The following is a 16,813-nucleotide window of genomic DNA, read 5'->3' on the forward strand; positions in this document are numbered from 1 at the left end:
GTTCACGCCCCGCCCCCGGCCACCGTCGGGTCACGGCAGCAGCACCGCCACCGAGGCGATCGCGTCGAGCACCGGCGACGGCGCGACACCGAGCACCACGGTCAGAACGGCACACACCACGACGGCGACGACCGTCAGGCCCTCCCCGGCGACCACGGTCGTGGCCGGAGCACGCTCCGTGGTGACCGGCTCCGCCGTGGCGACGGAGGCCTGCTGCCCGGTTGCGCCGTGCACCACGGGGGTCGAGCCCGCGACCGCCGCGGGGGCGACGCCCGTGCCCGTGCCGGCCGTCACCGGAGCCTCGGGGACCTCGGTGAAGAACATGAGCACGATGATGCGGACGTAGAAGAACGCCGCAGCCGCCGACGCCAGCACGCCGACCAGCGCGAGCTGCCACGCCCCGCCCTCGACCGCGGCGGTGAACACCGCGAACTTGCCGACGAAGCCGGCGGTCAGCGGGATGCCCGCGAACGACAGCAGGAACAGCGTGAAGGTCACCGCCAGGACGGGGTGGGTGCGGCCCAGCCCTGCCCACTGGGACAGGCGCGTGGCCTCGCCCAGCACCGCGGGGACGTCGTCGTCGCCCGTGCCCTGCTCGCGCACGAGGGCGATGAGCCCGAAGGCACCCACCGTCGTCGCGCCGTAGGCCAGCAGGTAGAACAGCACGGCGGTGATGCCCGCGTCGTCCAGCGCGACGATGCCCGTCAGCACGAAGCCGGCGTGCGCGATCGAGGAGTACGCGAGCAGCCGCTTGACGTCCGTCTGGACGAGCGCCGCCACCGTGCCGACGACCATCGTGAGGATCGCGACGGTCCACAGGACGACGTCGAGGTCCCAGGCCATCCCCGGCAGCATGCCGTAGACCACGCGCAGCAGGGCCCCGAACGCCGCGACCTTGGTGCACGCCGCCATGAACCCCGTGACGGGCGTGGGCGCACCCTGGTACACGTCCGGCGTCCACATGTGGAACGGCACGGCGCCGATCTTGAAGAACAGGCCGGCGAGCAGCAGCAGGGCCCCGACCACGAGCAGACCCTCGAGCCCGTTCGGCGTGGCCGTCGCGACCGCGATGTCCGCGTACCGCAGCGAGCCGGAGTACCCGTAGAGCAGCGCGATGCCGAACAGCATGATCGCCGAGACGAAGGCGCCGAGCAGGAAGTACTTCATCGACGCCTCCTGCGAGAGCAGGCGGCGGCGGCGTCCCATCCCGCACAGCAGGTACAGCGGCAGCGACAGGACCTCGAGCGCCACGAACAGCGTCAGCAGGTCGGTCGTCGCCGGGAACAGCATCATCCCGCCCGTGGCGAACAGGAGCAGGGGGTACACCTCGGTCTGGCGCAGGCCCTTGCGTCGGGCGATCTCCTCGTAGTCCGAGCCCGGGACCGCGGCGGCGGACGGCGCGAACGCGTCCTCGCCCCCCGCGAACCGGTCGGCGAAGATCAGCGTCGACAGCAGTGCGAGCAGCGCGATCGTCGCCTGCAGGACGAGGGTCGGGCCGTCGACGACCAGCGAGCCGCCGAGCACGTCGGTCCCGCCGGTCTCCTCCACGCCCGACCACAGCGCGGCCACGGCCAGCAGGGCACCCGCCAGCGACGCCAGCGTGAGCGTGAGCTGCACGGCCCGGCGACGGGCGTCGGGCACGAACGCCTCGACGAGCACGCCGAGGACCGCCGCCAGCAGCACGACGAGCACGGGGACGAGGGGCCCCCACGCGATCTCGGGGGCGATGAAGCCGCTCACTGGTCACTCCCTTCGGTACCGGCGGGGATCGCGACGAGGACCGTCGGCTCGACGTCGTCGACGCCGAGCTGCGCGATGCTCTCGAGCGCGGGCGGCCGGACGAGGTCCAGCGCAGGTCCGGGCAGGAACCCGAGGACGAGCATGAGCGCCACGAGGGGGCCGACGACCCACCGCTCGCGCGTCCCGAGGTCCGTCATGGCCGCGAGCTCGGGCCGCACGGGACCGGTGAACACGCGCTGGTAGAGCCACAGGACGTAGATCGCGGCGAGCACCACGCCCAGCGTCGCCACGATCGCGGCGGCCGGGTGGCGGGCGAAGGTGCCGACGATGACGAGGAACTCGCTGACGAACGTCGACAGCCCGGGCAGCGAGAGCGCCGACAGGCCGACGACGAGGAACAGGCCCGCGAGCACGGGGACGACCTTCTGCAGCCCGCCGAAGTCGACGATCTGCTGCGACCCCCGCCGCGCCGCCAGGAACCCGACGAGCAGGAACAGCGCCCCCGTCGACAGCCCGTGGTTGACCATGTAGAAGGACGAGCCGGCGATCGACGTCGACGTGAAGGCGAAGATCCCCAGGACGATGAAGCCGAAGTGCGACACCGACGTGTACGCGACCAGCCGCATCATGTCCTTCTGGCCGATCGCCAGCAGCGCGCCGTAGAGCACCGACACGACGGCCAGCACGATGATCGCGGGAGCCGCCCAGCGCGACGCCGCCGGGAACAGCGGCAGGCACAGGGTCAGCATCCCGAAGGTGCCGACCTTGTCGAGCACGCCGACCAGCAGCGTCGACGTGCCGGCCGGTGCCTGCTGCGCCGCGTCGGGCAGCCAGGTGTGCACCGGGAACATCGGCGCCTTGATCGCGAACGCGAGGAAGAAGGACGCGAAGATCCACTTCTCGACCGTCGGGTCCATGTCGAGCCCGACGAGGTTCTCGATGAGGAAGCCCTCGGGCCCGCCCGGCCCCTGCAGGTACAGGGCGATGACGCCCACGAGCATGACCAGCCCGCCGGCGAGGGAGTACAGGAGGAACTTGACCGCGGCGTACCGCCGCTGGGCCCCGCCGAACGCGCCGATCATGAAGTAGACGGGGATGAGCATCGCCTCGAAGACGACGTAGAAGAGGAACACGTCGCGCGCGGCGAACACCAGCACGATGAACGCCTCGAGGAGCAGGACCAGCGCCAGGTAGTGCCGCAGCCGGTCCGTGGGGCCGTCCACCGAGCCCTGCTCGCGCCAGGCCGCCAGGACGACGACCGCGACGAGCACGACGGACATCGCGATGAGCGCCAGGCCGACGCCGTCGACGCCGAGCGCCCACGACACGCCGAGCGCGGGGATCCACGGCGCCGTGTCGAGGAGCTGGTGCGTCGCGGCCGCGCCCGTGTCGAAGGCCAGGAAGGCCCCGACGACGAGCAGCACCTCGACGAGCGCGAAGCCGAGTGCCACGACGCGGGTCCGCGGACGGGCACCGGCGGGCAGCAGCCACATGGCCGCGGCACCGAGGATCGGCAGCACCACCAGCGCGGTGAGCCAGGGGAAGTTCGACATCAGTTCAAGGTCTCCTGTCGACTCTTCGGTCAGCCGCGCGCGGCGAGGACGACGAACGCGAGCCCGACCACACCGACGACCATCACGGCCGCGTACGAACGGGCGTAGCCGTTCTGCACGCGGCGCACGAGGTCGCCGATGCCGACGGTGGTCCGGCCGAGGCCGGTGACCGCACCGTCGACCACGGCCTTGTCGCCGTACACGAGCGAGCGGGTCAGGTACTGACCCGGCGCCACGAGCAGCGCGTCGTTGACGGCGTCCTGGTGCAGGTCGGCACGGGCGGCGCGGGTGAGCGCCGTGCCCAGCGGGGGTGTCACCGGGACGGTCGAGACCGCGTAACGGCGCCACGCGAGCACGAGCCCGAGGGCCACGGCCACGAGCGTCAGCCCGATGATCAGGGGCACGGCCAGCACGGGATCGGCGTGCTCCGCGTGACCGACGGACGGCTCGAGCCACTCGACGAAGCCGACGCTCGAGAGCACCCAGCCCAGCCCGACCGACCCGACGGCCAGCACGATCATGGGCCACGTCATGAGCGCCGGGGACTCGTGCGGGTGCTGGTCGGAGCCGTCCCGCTTCTTGCTCCAGCGCTTCTGCCCCTCGAACGTCATGAAGAACAGGCGCGACATGTAGAACGCGGTGATGCCGGCCCCGACGAGCGCCACGGTGCCGAACACCCAGGCGCGCCACGGCTGGCCGTCGACGGGCACGAACGCGGCCTCGATGATCTTGTCCTTGCTGAAGAACCCGGCGAACGGCGGGATGCCGAGGATCGCGAGCCAGCCGGCCATGAACGTGAAGTAGGTGATCTTCATGTACCGGCCCAGGCCGCCGAAGCGCCGCATGTCGACCTGGTCGTCCATGCCGTGCATGACGGACCCGGCGCCGAGGAACATGCCGGCCTTGAAGAACCCGTGGGTCACGAGGTGGAAGATCGCGAACGCGTAGCCGATGGGGCCGAGGCCCGCGGCCAGCACCATGTACCCGATCTGGGACATCGTCGAGGCGGCCAGCGCCTTCTTGATGTCGTCCTTGGCGCAGCCGACGATCGCACCGAACAGGAGCGTGATCGCCCCCACGATCGCGACGACCAGCTGCGCGGTCGGCGCCGCGGTGAACACCGCGCCCGAGCGGATGATGAGGTAGACGCCCGCGGTCACCATCGTCGCGGCGTGGATGAGGGCGGAGACCGGCGTCGGGCCGGCCATCGCGTCCCCGAGCCAGGACTGCAGCGGGAACTGCGCCGACTTGCCGCACGCGGCGAGCAGCAGCATCAGGCCGATGGCCGTCACCGTGCCCTCCGAGGCGTTCCCCACGCCGGCGTTCACCGACGTGAAGTCCAGGGAGCCGAACGCCGCGAACATCAGGCCCATCGCGACCAGGAGGCCGACGTCACCGATGCGGTTGGCGACGAACGCCTTCTTCGCGGCCACGGCGTACGGCGTGTGGTGGTTCCAGAACCCGATGAGCAGGTAGGACGCGAGGCCCACACCCTCCCAGCCGACGAACAGCAGCACGTACGAGTCCGCGAGGACCAGCAGCAGCATCGCCGCGACGAACAGGTTGAGGTACGCGAAGAACCGGCGGCGGGCCGCGTCGTGCTCCATGTACGCCACGGAGTACACGTGGATGAGCGTGCCGACGAACGTCACGAGCAGCACGAACGTCAGCGACAGCGGGTCGACCCGCAGGCCGGCGTCGATGCTCAGCGCCCCGGCGTCCAGCCAGGTGCCGAGGTGCACGTCGGTCACGCGCTCGGCCGCCGGGCGTCCGAGCAGGCCGACCAGCAGGACGAGGGCCACGACGAAGGAGCCGGCGGAGGCCAGGACGCCGAGCCAGTGCCCCCACCGGTCGGCACGCCGGCCCAGCAGGAGCAGGACGGCGGCCGAGAGCAGCGGAAGCGCGACGAGCCAGACGGCCGCCTGCGCGCCGTCCCAGGCAGCCGCCGGCGCGACGGCAGGCACCATCACAGAGTTCAGGGTGTGCACGTCGAGCCCCTCAGCTCTTCAGCAGGTTGACGTCGTCGACCGAGGCCGAGCGCCTGGTCCGGAAGATGGTCACGATGATGGCGAGCCCCACGACGACCTCCGCCGCGGCCACCACCATCACGAAGAACGCGAGCACCTGGCCCGAGAGGTTGCCGTGGAACCGCGAGAAGGTCACGAGCAGCAGGTTCGTGGAGTTGAGCATGAGCTCGACGCCCATGAACACGATGATCGCGTTGCGCCGCAGCAGCACCGTCGTGGCGCCGATCGCGAACAGGATCGCGGCCAGCACCAGGTAGTGGGTGAGGCTCACCGGGCGTCCTCCTCGTCGTGGGTGGGCGTCTCGGCGGCGTCCGCCTCGCGCACGGTGACCGTGCCGGCGACGGGGCCGCCCGGCTCGCCCCGGTAGTCGTCGTCGGACGTGAACGTGCCGCCACCGACCGCCCAGCCGCCGGCCAGGACGCGGTCGATGCGCGCCGCGTACTCGCTCGCGTCGGCCTCCTGGCCACGCACGCGCAGCACGCGCGGCACCGAGCTCTCCAGCGGCGTGCCGTCCGGCAGGAGCGCCGGGACGTCCATCGCGTTGTGCCGCGCGTACACGCCGGGCGCCGGCAGCGACACGGGGTGCCCGCCGTCCCGCAGGCGCCGCTCGGCCAGCTCGCGCTGCCCGACCTTCGGGGTCAGGCGACGGCGGTGCGTCAGGACGAGCGCGCCGAGCGCGGCGGTGACGAGCAGCGCGCCGACGACCTCCATGGCCAGCACGTGCTGGCCGAAGATCAGCCGGGCGACCGCCTCGGGGTTCGACGGCGTGTTCGCCTCGGCGAGCCCGGTCGGCGGTCCGTACGTCGCACGCCCGACGACGCCGACGAGCACGACCGCCAGCCCGAGCCCGGCCAGCAGGCCCACCCAGCGCTGGCCGCGGATCGTCTCGACGAGCGAGTCCGACCGGTCGACGCCGACGAGCATGAGGACGAACAGGAACAGCATCATCACGGCGCCGGTGTAGACGACGACCTGCACGACGCCGAGGAACTCGGCACCCTGCGCGACGTACATGAACGCCAGCGAGATCATGACGAACACGATGGCCAGCGCCGCGTGCACGGCCTTGCGGGCGAACAGCAGCCCGAGCGCGGCCAGCACCATGAGCGGACCGAGGGTCCAGAACAGGACGGCCTCGGCCGTGCTCGTCTGGCCGGACTCGGTCAGCGCGCCGGCGGCGGCCGGCAGCGCGGTGAGAAGCGTGCTCACCTGGCACCCCCCTGGCGGTGCGCGGCCGCCGTGATCGCTCGCTGGGCGAGGCGCGTCTCGCCCAGGTCCGGGACCGTCGCGCCCCGGGCGGCGTTCTCCGGCAGGGTCGGGTCGTCCGGGCGGTGCTCGGCGACCCAGGCCACCTGGTCGTCGGTCACGCCCGTGACCTCGCCGCGGTAGTAGTCGGTGTCGGACGTGCCCTCGACCATGGGGTGCGGGGCCGCGAGCTGACCCGAGCGCAGCGGCGCCAGCAGGTCCTGCTTCTCCCAGATCATGCCGGGACGCGTCGGTCCCGCGAGCTCGTACTCGTTCGTCATGGTCAGGGCGCGCGTCGGGCAGGCCTCGATGCACAGGCCGCAGAAGATGCAGCGCAGGTAGTTGATCTGGTAGATGCGGCCGTACCGCTCCCCCGGTGAGAACTGCGCGTCGGGGGTGTTGTCGCCGCCCTCGACGTAGATCGCGTCCGCGGGGCACGCCCAGGCGCACAGCTCGCACCCGATGCACTTCTCGAGACCGTCGGGGTAGCGGTTGAGCTGGTGACGGCCGTGGTACCGCGGCTTGGTCGGCGCCTGCTCGCGCGGGTACTGCTCGGTCACCGTCGGCTTGAACATGTTGGCGAACGTGACGCCGAAGCCGGCGACGGGGGCGAACACCTCCGCGATCCCCGAGCGCTGCTCGATCATCGACCGGTAGCCCTCGGCGGGACGGCCGACCTCGCCACCGCTGCGCTCGGTGCGCTGCACCTTCTTCCCGGGCGCCTGGGCGTCCGGGGCGGCCTTCTTCTTGCGCTGCTCAGCCACCGCGCACCTCCAACGGGGTCTCGGGTCCGGACGGTCCGGCGGCCTCGGCCGCCGCGAGGCGGCGCTGCGCGCGCGGGGACGGGGGCAGGACCTGCCCCGGGAGGGGCGGGACCGGGTAGCCGCCGGCGAACGGGTCGAACTCCTTCGGGCCCGTGGGCTCCTCCTCCGCCGGCGGCTTCTTCTCCGGCACGAGGAAGGAGATCACGAGGCCGACGAGGACGACGCCCGCCAGGGTGAACAGCAGCGTCCGCAGGTCGACGTCCCACAGCTGGCGCGCGGCCTGCACGAGCGTCACGCAGACGACCCACACGAGCGCGGCCGGGATGAGCACCTTCCAGCCGATCTTCATGAACTGGTCGTAGCGGAAGCGCAGCACGGAGCCGCGGATCCACACGAACACGAACATGAACAGCCAGACCTTGGCGACGAACCACAGGAACGGCCACCATCCGGTGTTGAACATGCCGTCGTTGATGGCCGAGATCGGCCACGGGGCGCGCCAGCCTCCGAAGAACAGCGTGGTCGCGACGGCCGAGACGTTGAGCATGTTGATGTACTCGGCGAGGAAGAACCACGCGAACTTCATCGAGGAGTACTCGGTGGTGTACCCACCGACGAGCTCGCCCTCGGCCTCGGGCAGGTCGAACGGCAGGCGGTTCGTCTCGCCGACCATCGAGATGACGTAGATGACGAACGCCGGCAGCAGCGGCAGGAACCACCAGATCTGCGTCTGGGAGTCGACGATCTGCGACGTCGACATCGACCCGGCCATGATGAACACGCTGACCAGGGACAGGCCCATCGCCAGCTCGTAGGAGATGACCTGGGCCGTCGAGCGGACGCCGCCGAGCAGCGGGTACGTCGAGTTCGAGGACCAGCCGCCGAGGACGATGCCGTACACGCCCACGGCCGCGCAGGCCAGGATGTAGAGCACCGCGACAGAGAAGTCGGTCAGCTGCAGCGGCGTGATGACGCCGAACATGTTGACCTCGGGTCCGAACGGGATGACCGCGTAGACCAGCAGCGAGCACAGCACCGCGATCATCGGCGCGAGGATGTAGACGAGCTTGTCCGCCGCCTTGACGGTGACGTCCTCCTTGACCAGGAGCTTCATCGCGTCGGCGAGCGACTGCAGCAGACCGAACGGCCCGTGCACGTTCGGCCCCGGCCGCAGCTGCATGCGTCCCACGACGCGGCGCTCGAACCAGATGGCGATGAGCACGCTCGTCAGCAGGAAGACGATGATGCCGACCGCCTTGAGCAGCCACACCCAGAACACGTCCTGGCTGAAGTCGGCCGTGACGGGCGCGACGGCACCGTCGCCGACGGCCGTCGGCAGCGCCGCCAGCACCGTGGGCAGCACGCTCATGCCCGCTCCTCCTCGTCCACGCGGACGCCGGCGACGGCCTCCGCGGCATCACCGGTCAGCCCGGTGACGGCGTGCGCCGTCACCGGCGGCGCACCCGCGGCGCCGACCGCCTCGAGCCGCACGACGCTGCCGCCGACCGCACCGAGCACGTCACGCACGGCAGCGCCGCGCGTGTTGGTCGCGAGCCACACGACGTGGTCCGCCATGTCCGTGACCTGCACGGGTGCGGTGATCGTGCCGCGGTCCGTGCTGACGGCCAGCTCGTCGCCGTCCGTCACGCCCACCTCGCGCGCGGTCACCGCGCTGACGCGCACGACCGGCCGCTTCGCGGTCCCCGCGAGGTACGGCTCACCGTCCTGCAGGCGTCCCCCGTCGAGCAGCTGGTGCCAGGTCGCGAGCACGGCGTGGTGCACCGGGACGGTCGGCGGCTCGGCCGGGTCCGTCGCGGGGGCACCGACGCGCGCGCCGTCCCAGCCGCCGAGCTGGTCCAGCTCGGCGTGCACGGCCGCCAGGGCGGGCAGCCCCAGGTCGGCGCCGAGCGCGTCGGCGAGCCGGTCGAGCACGCGGAAGTCCGCCATCAGCGTGGTGGTCAGCACCTGCGGGAACGGGCGCGGGCGCCCCTCCCACGTGACGTACGTGCCGGGCTTCTCCACGGGCGGGGCGACCGGCAGCACGACGTCGGCGCGGTCCGTGACCTCGCTGCGGCGCACCTCGAGCGACACCAGGAACGGCACCGTGTCGAGAGCGGCCCGCGCGACCACCGGGTCGGCGTGGTCCGCGGGGTCGACGCCACCGACGACGAGCGCACCCAGGCGGCCCGCGGCCGCGGCGGCGACGATCTCGTCGGCGCTGCGTCCCGGCGTGGCCGGGAGCTCGTCGACACCCCAGGCGGCGGCGAGGTCGACCCGTGCCGACGCGTCGGCCACCGGGCGACCGCCCGGCAGCAGCGTCGGCAGCGTGCCCGCCTCGACGGCACCACGCTCGCCGGCGCGCCGCGGGACCCACGCGAGGCGCGCGCCCGTGCGCTCGGCGAGCCGCAGCACCGCGGACAGCGTGCCCGGCACGCTCGCGGCACGCTCGCCGACCAGGATCACGGCCCCCTCGACGCCGAGCGCCTCGGCCGTCGCACCCAGGACGTCCTGGGCACCCGGGGTGATCGCGTCGAGCACCTCGGGCTCCGTGCCCGGGGCGGCGGCCAGGAGCGTGGCGTCCAGCCGCTCGAGGCCACGGCTCGCGAGGGCGGCGACCGAGAAGACCCGCGTGCGGCCCGCCACGACGGACCCGCGCAGGCGCAGGAACAGGACCCCGCCCTCCTCCTCGGGCTCGTACGCGACGCACAGCACGGCCGGGGCGGCGACGAGGTCGCCGAAGGTGACCTGCAGCGTGCGGCCCGCGACGTGGTGGCCGAGGAACGCCTCCTCCTCGGCCGAGTGCGGACGGGCGCGGTGGTCGATGTCGTTGGTGCGCAGCGCGACGCGCGCGAACTTGGCGTACGCGTACGCGTCCTCGAGCGTCAGCCGCCCACCCGGGAGCACGCCCACGCCGGCCCCGTCGAGCGCGGCGCGCAGCCCGGCCGCCGCGGTCTCGAGCGCCTCGGTCCACGAGCAGGGCTCGAGCTCGCCCCGCGTGCCGTCGGGCAGGCGCCGACGCACGTGCGGCGTCGTGATGCGGTCCGGCGCGGACTGCCACTGGAAGGCGAACCGGTCCTTGTCGGTCACCCACTCCTGGTTGACCGCCGGGTCGTCACCGGCCAGGCGCCGCAGCACGACGCCGCGCCGGTGGTCGACGCGGATGGCCGACCCGTTGGAGTCGTGCTCCGCGATCGAGGGGACGGAGACCAGGTCGAACGGCCGGGACCGGAACCGGTACGCGGCCGACGTCAGCGCACCGACGGGGCAGATCTGGACCGTGTTGCCGGAGAAGTACGACGAGAACGGCCGCCCGCTGGTGTCGAGCGTCGAGGCACCCACGGGGGTGTCGCCCGCGAAGCCGAGCACCTGCGTGTCGAACGTGCCGATCTGCTGGTTGGCCCCGCGCTTCTGCAGGTCGATCCACACGTCGCCCGCGATCTCCTCGGAGAAGCGCGTGCAGCGCTGGCACAGGACGCACCGCTCGCGGTCGAGCAGGATCTGCGTCGAGACGGCCAGCGGCTTGGGGAACGTGCGCTTGATGTCGACGAACCGCGACGTGTCGCGCCCGTTGCTCATCGCCTGGTTCTGCAGGGGGCACTCGCCGCCCTTGTCGCAGACCGGGCAGTCCAGCGGGTGGTTGATGAGCAGGAACTCGATGATCCCGTGCTGGGCCTTGTCGGCCTCGGGCGACGTGTGCTGCGTGCGCACCTGCATGCCGGGGGTGGCCTCGAGCGTGCAGGACGCCTGCGGCTTCGGCATCTTCGCGACGTTGCCGTCGCGCCCGGGTGCCCACACCTCGACGAGGCACTGCCGGCAGGCGCCCACGGGCGCGAGCAGCGGGTGGTCGCAGAACCGCGGGATCTGGATGCCGAGCTGCTCGGCGGCCCGGATGACGAGCGTCCCCTTCGGGACCGTCGTCTCGATGCCGTCGACGGTGAACGTCACCGTCGCCTCCGGCGTCGGCTCCGCGGTCGGCGGCGCCGCCGGCACCAGAGGTGCCGAGTCGGTGGCCTTCGGAGTCGTGATCGTCATGCGTGCACCCCCGCCAGCTGCGTGCTGCGACGCGGCGTGTAGTCGAAGAGCGAGCTGCGCTCGGGCGGGAACAGGACGTCCGCGGGCGTGTGCGTGCCCGCCTCGAACTCCTCCCGGAAGTACTGGATCGCGCTCGTGACGGGGCTGGTCGCGCCGTCGCCGAGCGCGCAGAACGCGCGGCCCAGGATGTTGTCGCACAGGTCGAGCAGCAGGTCGATGTCCGCCGCCGTGCCCTGGCCCGCCTCGAGCCGCGCCATGATCTGGGCCAGCCAGAACGTGCCCTCGCGGCAGGGCGTGCACTTGCCGCAGGACTCGTGCTTGTAGAACTGGATCCAGCGCGACACGGCCTTCACGACCGACGTCGTCTCGTCGAAGATCTGCAGGGCGCGCGTGCCGAGCATGGACCCGGCCTTGCCGACGGACTCGTAGTCCAGCGGCACGTCGAGGTGCGCGTCGGTGAAGATCGGCGTCGAGGACCCGCCCGGCGTCCAGAACTTCAGCCGGTGGCCCTCGCGCACGCCGCCCGCCATGTCGAGCAGCTCGCGCAGCGTGATGCCCAGCGGGGCCTCGTACTGCCCGGGCCGCGTGACGTGGCCGGACAGCGAGAACAGGCCGTGACCGGCGGAGCGCTCGGTGCCCATCGACGTGAACCAGTCGGCACCGCCGACGAGGATGCCGGGCACCGACGCCACGGACTCGACGTTGTTGACGACCGTGGGCCGCGCGTACAGACCGGCGACGGCCGGGAACGGGGGCTTCAGGCGCGGCTGGCCGCGCAGGCCCTCGAGCGAGTCGAGCAGCGCCGTCTCCTCGCCGCAGATGTACGCGCCCGCCCCGGCGTGCACCGTGATCTCCAGGTCGAAGCCGGAGCCCAGGATGTCCGTCCCGAGGTAGCCGGCCTCGCGCGCCTCGCGCACGGACTCCAGCAGCCGGCGGTAGACGTGCACGACCTCGCCACGCACGTAGATGAAGGCGTGGTGGCAGCCGATGGCGTAGGACGTGATGATCACGCCCTCGATGAGCTCCTGCGGGCTCGCCATCATCAGCGGGATGTCCTTGCAGGTGCCCGGCTCGGACTCGTCGGCGTTGACGACGAGGTAGCGCGGGCCGCCGTCGGGCGCGGGCAGGAAGCCCCACTTCATGCCCGTCGGGAAGCCGGCACCGCCACGGCCGCGCAGGCCGGACTCCTTCACCGCGGTGACGACGTCGGCGGGGGCCATGGCCAGGGCGCGACGCAGGCCGCGGTAGCCGCCGTCGGCCTCGTACCGCGCCAGCTTCCACGCCCGGTCCGCGTCCCAGTGCGCGGACAGCACGGGGGTCAGGGTCGTCATCACGACTCCTTCGCGTCGTCGGAGCTCTGCTTGCGCTGCTCGCCCGCGGGCGAGACGTCGGCGGGGGTCGTCACGGGCCGGTCGGCGCTCGACTGCGCCTCGCCGGCCGCGGGCTCGCCGTGCGTGGCGCCGGTCGTCGCCTCGCGCTCGTCGGCGTCGAACGACGGTGCCGTCCAGCCGCGCTCCTTCGCCAGCAGCGTGCCGCGCAGCGTCGCCTCGCCCGCGGCCACGCCCTCGTCCGCGCGGCCGTCGGGGAACCCGGCGAGCACGCGGCTCATCTCCTTGAACGTGCAGACGGACGCCGCGCCGCGGGTCGGCGCCACGGGCGCGCCCTCGACGAGCCGGTCGACGACCTCGACGGCCGAGGCCGGCGTCTGGTTGTCGAAGAACTCCCAGTTGACCATCACGACCGGCGCGTAGTCGCACGCCGCGTTGCACTCGATGCGCTCGAGCGTGATCGCCCCGTCGTCGGTCGTCTCGTCGTGGCCGATCCCGAGGTGCTCGGAGAGCTCCTCCCAGATCGCGTCGCCGCCCATGATCGCGCACAGCGTGTTCGTGCAGACGCCGACCGTGTACGTGCCGTTGGGGTGGCGCTTGTACTGCGTGTAGAACGTCGCGACGGCCGACACCTCGGCGGTCGAGAGGCCCAGCGTCGCGGCGCAGAAGGCGATCCCGCGAGGGCTGACGTACCCGTCCTCCGACTGCACGAGGTGCAGCATCGGCAGCAGCGCCGAGCGCGCCTGCGGGTAGCGGGCGATGATCTCCTGCGCGTCGGCGGTCAGCCGGGCGCGGGTCTCGTCGTCGTACCCCGTGGCGTGGCGGTCCCCCGGGGTGCGGACGTGGTCGTGGGGCGCAGCGGCGCCCGCGTGCTCGACGGACATCAGCGGTCCACCCCTCCCAGCACCGGGTCGATGGACGCGACGGCGACGACGACGTCGGCCACCTGACCGCCCTCGCACATCATCGACACGGCCTGCAGGTTGTTGAACGACGGGTCACGGAAGTGCGCCCGGTACGGCTTGGTGCCGCCGTCGGAGACGAGGTGCACGCCCAGCTCGCCGCGCGGGTGCTCGACGGTCTGGAACACCTGGCCCGCCGGGACGCGGAAGCCCTCGGTGACGAGCTTGAAGTGGTGGATCAGGGCCTCCATCGAGGTGCCCATGATCTCCTTGATGTGGTCGAGCGAGTTGCCCATGCCGTCGGTGCCGATCGCGAGCTGCGCGGGCCAGGCGACCTTCTTGTCGGCGACCATCACCGGCCCGGGCGTCGCGAGCCGCTCGAGGCACTGCTCGACGATCCGCATCGACTGGTAGCACTCCTCGATGCGCAGCAGCAGGCGGCTCCAGGCGTCGGCGCCGTCGTTGACGGGCACGTCGAAGTCGTACGTCTCGTAGCCGCTGTACGGGTCCGTCTTGCGCACGTCGTACGGCAGGCCCGTGGACCGCAGGATGGGACCCGTGACGCCCAGCGCCATGCACGCGGCGAGGTTGAGGACGCCCACGTCCTTCATGCGCGCGTGCAGGATCGGGTTGGCCAGCATGAGGTCCTCGAGCTGGTGGAGGTAGCCGCGGACCTTGGTCAGCGCCTCGCGCACCGAGTCGATCGCACCCGGGGGCACGTCCTGCGCGACACCGCCGGGGCGGATGTACGCGTGGTTCATGCGCAGGCCGGAGATCAGCTCGAAGATCTTGAGGACCTCCTCGCGGGCCGTGAAGCCGAGGATCATGATCGTCGTCGCGCCGAGCTCGTTGCCGCCCGTGGCCAGGAAGACCAGGTGCGAGGAGATGCGGTTGAGCTCCATCATCAGGACGCGGATCACCGAGGCGCGCTCGGGCACGTCGTCGGTGATGCCGAGCATCTTCTCGACCGCGAGGCAGTAGGCCGCCTCCTGGAACAGCGGGGCGACGTAGTCCATGCGGGTGCAGAACGTCACGCCCTGGGTCCAGGTGCGGAACTCCATGTTCTTCTCGATGCCCGTGTGCAGGTAGCCGATGCCGGCACGGGCCTCGGTGACGGTCTCGCCGTCGATCTCGAGCATGAGCCGGAGCACGCCGTGCGTCGACGGGTGCTGCGGGCCCATGTTGACGACGATCCGCTCCTCGCCGAGGCGCGCGGCCTCCTCGGCGATGTCGGACCAGTCGCCGCCGGACGCCTCGAAGGACGGCACGCCCTGCGTGTCGTCCAGCGGGACGTGGCGGGTCGCGTGGGGGGTGTGAGAGGTGGGCGCGGTCATCAGCTGTACGACCTCCGCTGGTCCGGGGGCGGCACGGTGGCGCCCTTGTACTCGACCGGGATGCCGCCGAGCGGGTAGTCCTTGCGCTGCGGGTGGCCCGGCCAGTCGTCGGGCATCTCGATGCGCGCCAGGCCCGGGTGGCCGTCGAACACGATCCCGAAGAAGTCCCAGGTCTCGCGCTCGTGCCAGTCGTTGGCCGGGTAGACCGCCGTCGTCGACGGGATGTGCGGGTCGCCCTCGGCGACCGCGACCTCGAGCCGCAGCCGGCGCCCGTGGGTCACCGACACGACCTGGTACACCGCGTGCAGCTCGCGTCCCGCGTCGTGCGGGTAGTGCACGCCGGACACGCCGAGCGACAGCTCGAAGCGCAGGTCCGGGTCGTCTCGGAGTGCCCGGACGACCTCGACGAGGTGCTCGCGGGCGATGTGCAGCGTCAGCTCGCCACGGTCGACGACGACCGACTCGACGGCGTTCGCGTAGCCGGTGCCGGACCCGTCGAGGAGCTCGACGAGCACGTCGACGACCTCGTCGAACCAGCTGCCGTACGGACGCTCGCTCGGCCCGGGCATGGCCACGGTCGCGACCAGGCCGCCGTAGCCGGAGGTGTCGCCCGTGCCCTGCACGCCGAACATGCCCGTGCGGACGTCGACGATGTCCAGCGGGGTGCGGGGGCCGCCGGCGGGGACGTGCTGCGACCCCGACTCGAGGGCCACAGCGGTGGTCTTCTGGGCGCCCGCCGGTGCGGGGTCGCCGGGGCGCACGGCCGCGGACGCGTCCGCCTTGTCGACGGCCGCGGCGTCGGCCGGCTGCTTCTCGCCGGGCACGGCGCTCCCCTTGTCGTCGGTCATCGCAGCAGGCCCGTCATGTGGGACGTGGGCGTCGCGGCCATGGCCGCCTCCTGCGCCTTGCGGGCGGCCTCCTCGCGGTTCACGCCGAGGGGCTCGTCCTGGATCTGCTGGTGCAGCGCGAGGATCGCGTGCAGCAGCATCTCCGGGCGCGGCGGGCAGCCGGGCAGGTAGATGTCCACGGGGACGATGTGGTCGACCCCCTGCACGATCGCGTAGTTGTTGAACATGCCGCCGGACGACGCGCACACGCCCATCGACAGCACCCACTTGGGCCCGGCCATCTGGTCGTAGACCTGCCGGACCACCGGCGCCATCTTCTGGCTCACGCGCCCGGCGACGATCATGAGGTCGGACTGGCGCGGGGAGGCGCGGAACACCTCCATGCCGAGCCGGGAGATGTCGTAGCGGCTCGTGCCGGCCGCCATCATCTCGATCGCGCAGCACGCGAGCCCGAACGTCACGGGCCACAGCGAGGCCTTGCGGAAGTAGCCGACGAGGTCCTCGACCGTCGTCAGCAGGAAGCCCGAGGGCGCTTCCTCGATGCCCATGTCAGCCCCTCCTCAGGGTCGGTCGGTAGCTCGTCGCGGCACGTGCCGGGCGGTGCGCGGTCAGTCCCACTCGAGACCGCCGCGCTTCCACTCGTAGACGAACGGGACCGTGATGACCAGCAGGAACACCAGGATCGACACGAGGCCGAACGTCGCCAGCTCCGTGAAGCTCACGGCCCACGGGTAGAGGAACACGACCTCGATGTCGAAGATGATGAACGTCATCGCGACCAGGTAGTACTTGATCGGGAACCGCCCGCCGCCGATGGCGTGGGGCGTCGGCTCGATGCCGCACTCGTAGGCCTCGAGCTTGGCGCGGTTGTACCGCTTGGGTCCGAGGATCGCGCTCGCGCCGACGCCACCGAGGGCGAGGACGGCCGCGATCCCGATCATCACCAGGAGCGGGACGTACGGGTTGCTCATCGGGCTGTCCTCCTCGTCGTCGAGGCCGGGCCCGCGAGGGGCCGGCGGTGCGTGTCCGGGGCGTCGGTG

General features: G+C 72.0%; 14 protein-coding genes. All 14 read right to left on the reverse strand.

Going from position 1 to position 16,813, the window contains the following annotated elements; all coding sequences use genetic code 11:
- Window positions 1-30 precede the first annotated feature (30 nt).
- Window positions 31-1,740 carry an NADH-quinone oxidoreductase subunit NuoN gene (gene nuoN / locus NP075_RS14070; protein ID WP_227565363.1) on the reverse strand — a complete coding sequence of 570 codons (1,710 nt, stop codon included), beginning with the start codon at window positions 1,738-1,740 and terminating at the stop codon, window positions 31-33.
- Window positions 1,737-3,293, reverse strand: coding sequence for an NADH-quinone oxidoreductase subunit M (locus NP075_RS14075; RefSeq protein ID WP_227565362.1), 1,557 nt, complete (start codon window positions 3,291-3,293; stop codon window positions 1,737-1,739). Before NP075_RS14075 ends, nuoN begins: the two co-directional genes overlap by 4 nt.
- A 29-nt stretch (window positions 3,294-3,322) precedes the next feature.
- The gene (gene nuoL, locus NP075_RS14080; protein WP_227565381.1) at window positions 3,323-5,260 is read right to left on the reverse strand and encodes an NADH-quinone oxidoreductase subunit L; all 1,938 of its coding nucleotides are present in this window, start codon (window positions 5,258-5,260) and stop codon (window positions 3,323-3,325) included.
- Window positions 5,261-5,291: 31 nt separating this feature from the next.
- Window positions 5,292-5,591 (reverse strand): NADH-quinone oxidoreductase subunit NuoK, encoded by a 300-nt coding sequence (gene nuoK / locus NP075_RS14085; RefSeq protein WP_227565361.1) that lies wholly within the window; start codon window positions 5,589-5,591, stop codon window positions 5,292-5,294.
- Window positions 5,588-6,529 (reverse strand): NADH-quinone oxidoreductase subunit J, encoded by a 942-nt coding sequence (locus tag NP075_RS14090; protein WP_227565360.1) that lies wholly within the window; start codon window positions 6,527-6,529, stop codon window positions 5,588-5,590. The genes nuoK and NP075_RS14090 overlap by 4 nt, the downstream gene beginning before the upstream one ends.
- Window positions 6,526-7,212: an NADH-quinone oxidoreductase subunit NuoI gene (nuoI, locus tag NP075_RS14095; RefSeq protein WP_227565380.1), complete on the reverse strand. Its 687-nt coding sequence runs from the start codon at window positions 7,210-7,212 to the stop codon at window positions 6,526-6,528. Before nuoI ends, NP075_RS14090 begins: the two co-directional genes overlap by 4 nt.
- Before the next feature lie 109 nt (window positions 7,213-7,321).
- Window positions 7,322-8,698, reverse strand: a complete 1,377-nt coding sequence (nuoH, locus tag NP075_RS14100; RefSeq protein WP_227565359.1) for an NADH-quinone oxidoreductase subunit NuoH — start codon at window positions 8,696-8,698, stop codon at window positions 7,322-7,324.
- The gene (locus tag NP075_RS14105; protein WP_227565358.1) at window positions 8,695-11,361 is read right to left on the reverse strand and encodes an NADH-quinone oxidoreductase subunit G; all 2,667 of its coding nucleotides are present in this window, start codon (window positions 11,359-11,361) and stop codon (window positions 8,695-8,697) included. Before NP075_RS14105 ends, nuoH begins: the two co-directional genes overlap by 4 nt.
- Entirely contained in the window at window positions 11,358-12,692 is a 1,335-nt protein-coding gene (nuoF, locus tag NP075_RS14110; protein WP_227565357.1) for an NADH-quinone oxidoreductase subunit NuoF, read from the reverse strand. The genes NP075_RS14105 and nuoF overlap by 4 nt, the downstream gene beginning before the upstream one ends.
- The gene (nuoE, locus tag NP075_RS14115) at window positions 12,692-13,573 is read right to left on the reverse strand and encodes an NADH-quinone oxidoreductase subunit NuoE (protein WP_227565356.1); all 882 of its coding nucleotides are present in this window, start codon (window positions 13,571-13,573) and stop codon (window positions 12,692-12,694) included. The genes nuoF and nuoE overlap by 1 nt, the downstream gene beginning before the upstream one ends.
- The gene (locus tag NP075_RS14120; RefSeq protein WP_227565355.1) at window positions 13,573-14,925 is read right to left on the reverse strand and encodes an NADH-quinone oxidoreductase subunit D; all 1,353 of its coding nucleotides are present in this window, start codon (window positions 14,923-14,925) and stop codon (window positions 13,573-13,575) included. Before NP075_RS14120 ends, nuoE begins: the two co-directional genes overlap by 1 nt.
- Window positions 14,925-15,773 carry an NADH-quinone oxidoreductase subunit C gene (locus tag NP075_RS14125; RefSeq protein WP_227565354.1) on the reverse strand — a complete coding sequence of 283 codons (849 nt, stop codon included), beginning with the start codon at window positions 15,771-15,773 and terminating at the stop codon, window positions 14,925-14,927. The genes NP075_RS14120 and NP075_RS14125 overlap by 1 nt, the downstream gene beginning before the upstream one ends.
- A complete protein-coding gene (locus NP075_RS14130; RefSeq protein ID WP_227565353.1) occupies window positions 15,770-16,321 on the reverse strand; it encodes a NuoB/complex I 20 kDa subunit family protein in 552 nt (183 codons plus the stop codon). Before NP075_RS14130 ends, NP075_RS14125 begins: the two co-directional genes overlap by 4 nt.
- Window positions 16,322-16,381: 60 nt before the next feature.
- Window positions 16,382-16,744: an NADH-quinone oxidoreductase subunit A gene (locus NP075_RS14135; RefSeq protein WP_227565352.1), complete on the reverse strand. Its 363-nt coding sequence runs from the start codon at window positions 16,742-16,744 to the stop codon at window positions 16,382-16,384.
- Between the last annotated feature and the right edge of the window lie 69 nt (window positions 16,745-16,813).

The organism is Cellulomonas wangsupingiae, assembly GCF_024508275.1.
Lineage (GTDB): Bacteria > Actinomycetota > Actinomycetes > Actinomycetales > Cellulomonadaceae > Cellulomonas > Cellulomonas wangsupingiae.

Coding starts and splice junctions, on each gene's coding strand:
- NP075_RS14105 (WP_227565358.1), bottom strand. CDS start 11,361: ATGACGATCACGACTCCGAAGGCCACCGACTCGGCACCTCTGGTGCCG.
- nuoI (WP_227565380.1), bottom strand. CDS start 7,212: ATGATCGAGCAGCGCTCGGGGATCGCGGAGGTGTTCGCCCCCGTCGCC.
- nuoF (WP_227565357.1), bottom strand. CDS start 12,692: ATGACGACCCTGACCCCCGTGCTGTCCGCGCACTGGGACGCGGACCGG.
- NP075_RS14135 (WP_227565352.1), bottom strand. CDS start 16,744: ATGAGCAACCCGTACGTCCCGCTCCTGGTGATGATCGGGATCGCGGCC.
- nuoL (WP_227565381.1), bottom strand. CDS start 5,260: ATGGTGCCTGCCGTCGCGCCGGCGGCTGCCTGGGACGGCGCGCAGGCG.
- NP075_RS14125 (WP_227565354.1), bottom strand. CDS start 15,773: ATGACCGACGACAAGGGGAGCGCCGTGCCCGGCGAGAAGCAGCCGGCC.
- NP075_RS14075 (WP_227565362.1), bottom strand. CDS start 3,293: ATGTCGAACTTCCCCTGGCTCACCGCGCTGGTGGTGCTGCCGATCCTC.
- nuoH (WP_227565359.1), bottom strand. CDS start 8,698: ATGAGCGTGCTGCCCACGGTGCTGGCGGCGCTGCCGACGGCCGTCGGC.
- NP075_RS14130 (WP_227565353.1), bottom strand. CDS start 16,321: ATGGGCATCGAGGAAGCGCCCTCGGGCTTCCTGCTGACGACGGTCGAG.
- NP075_RS14120 (WP_227565355.1), bottom strand. CDS start 14,925: ATGACCGCGCCCACCTCTCACACCCCCCACGCGACCCGCCACGTCCCG.
- nuoE (WP_227565356.1), bottom strand. CDS start 13,573: ATGTCCGTCGAGCACGCGGGCGCCGCTGCGCCCCACGACCACGTCCGC.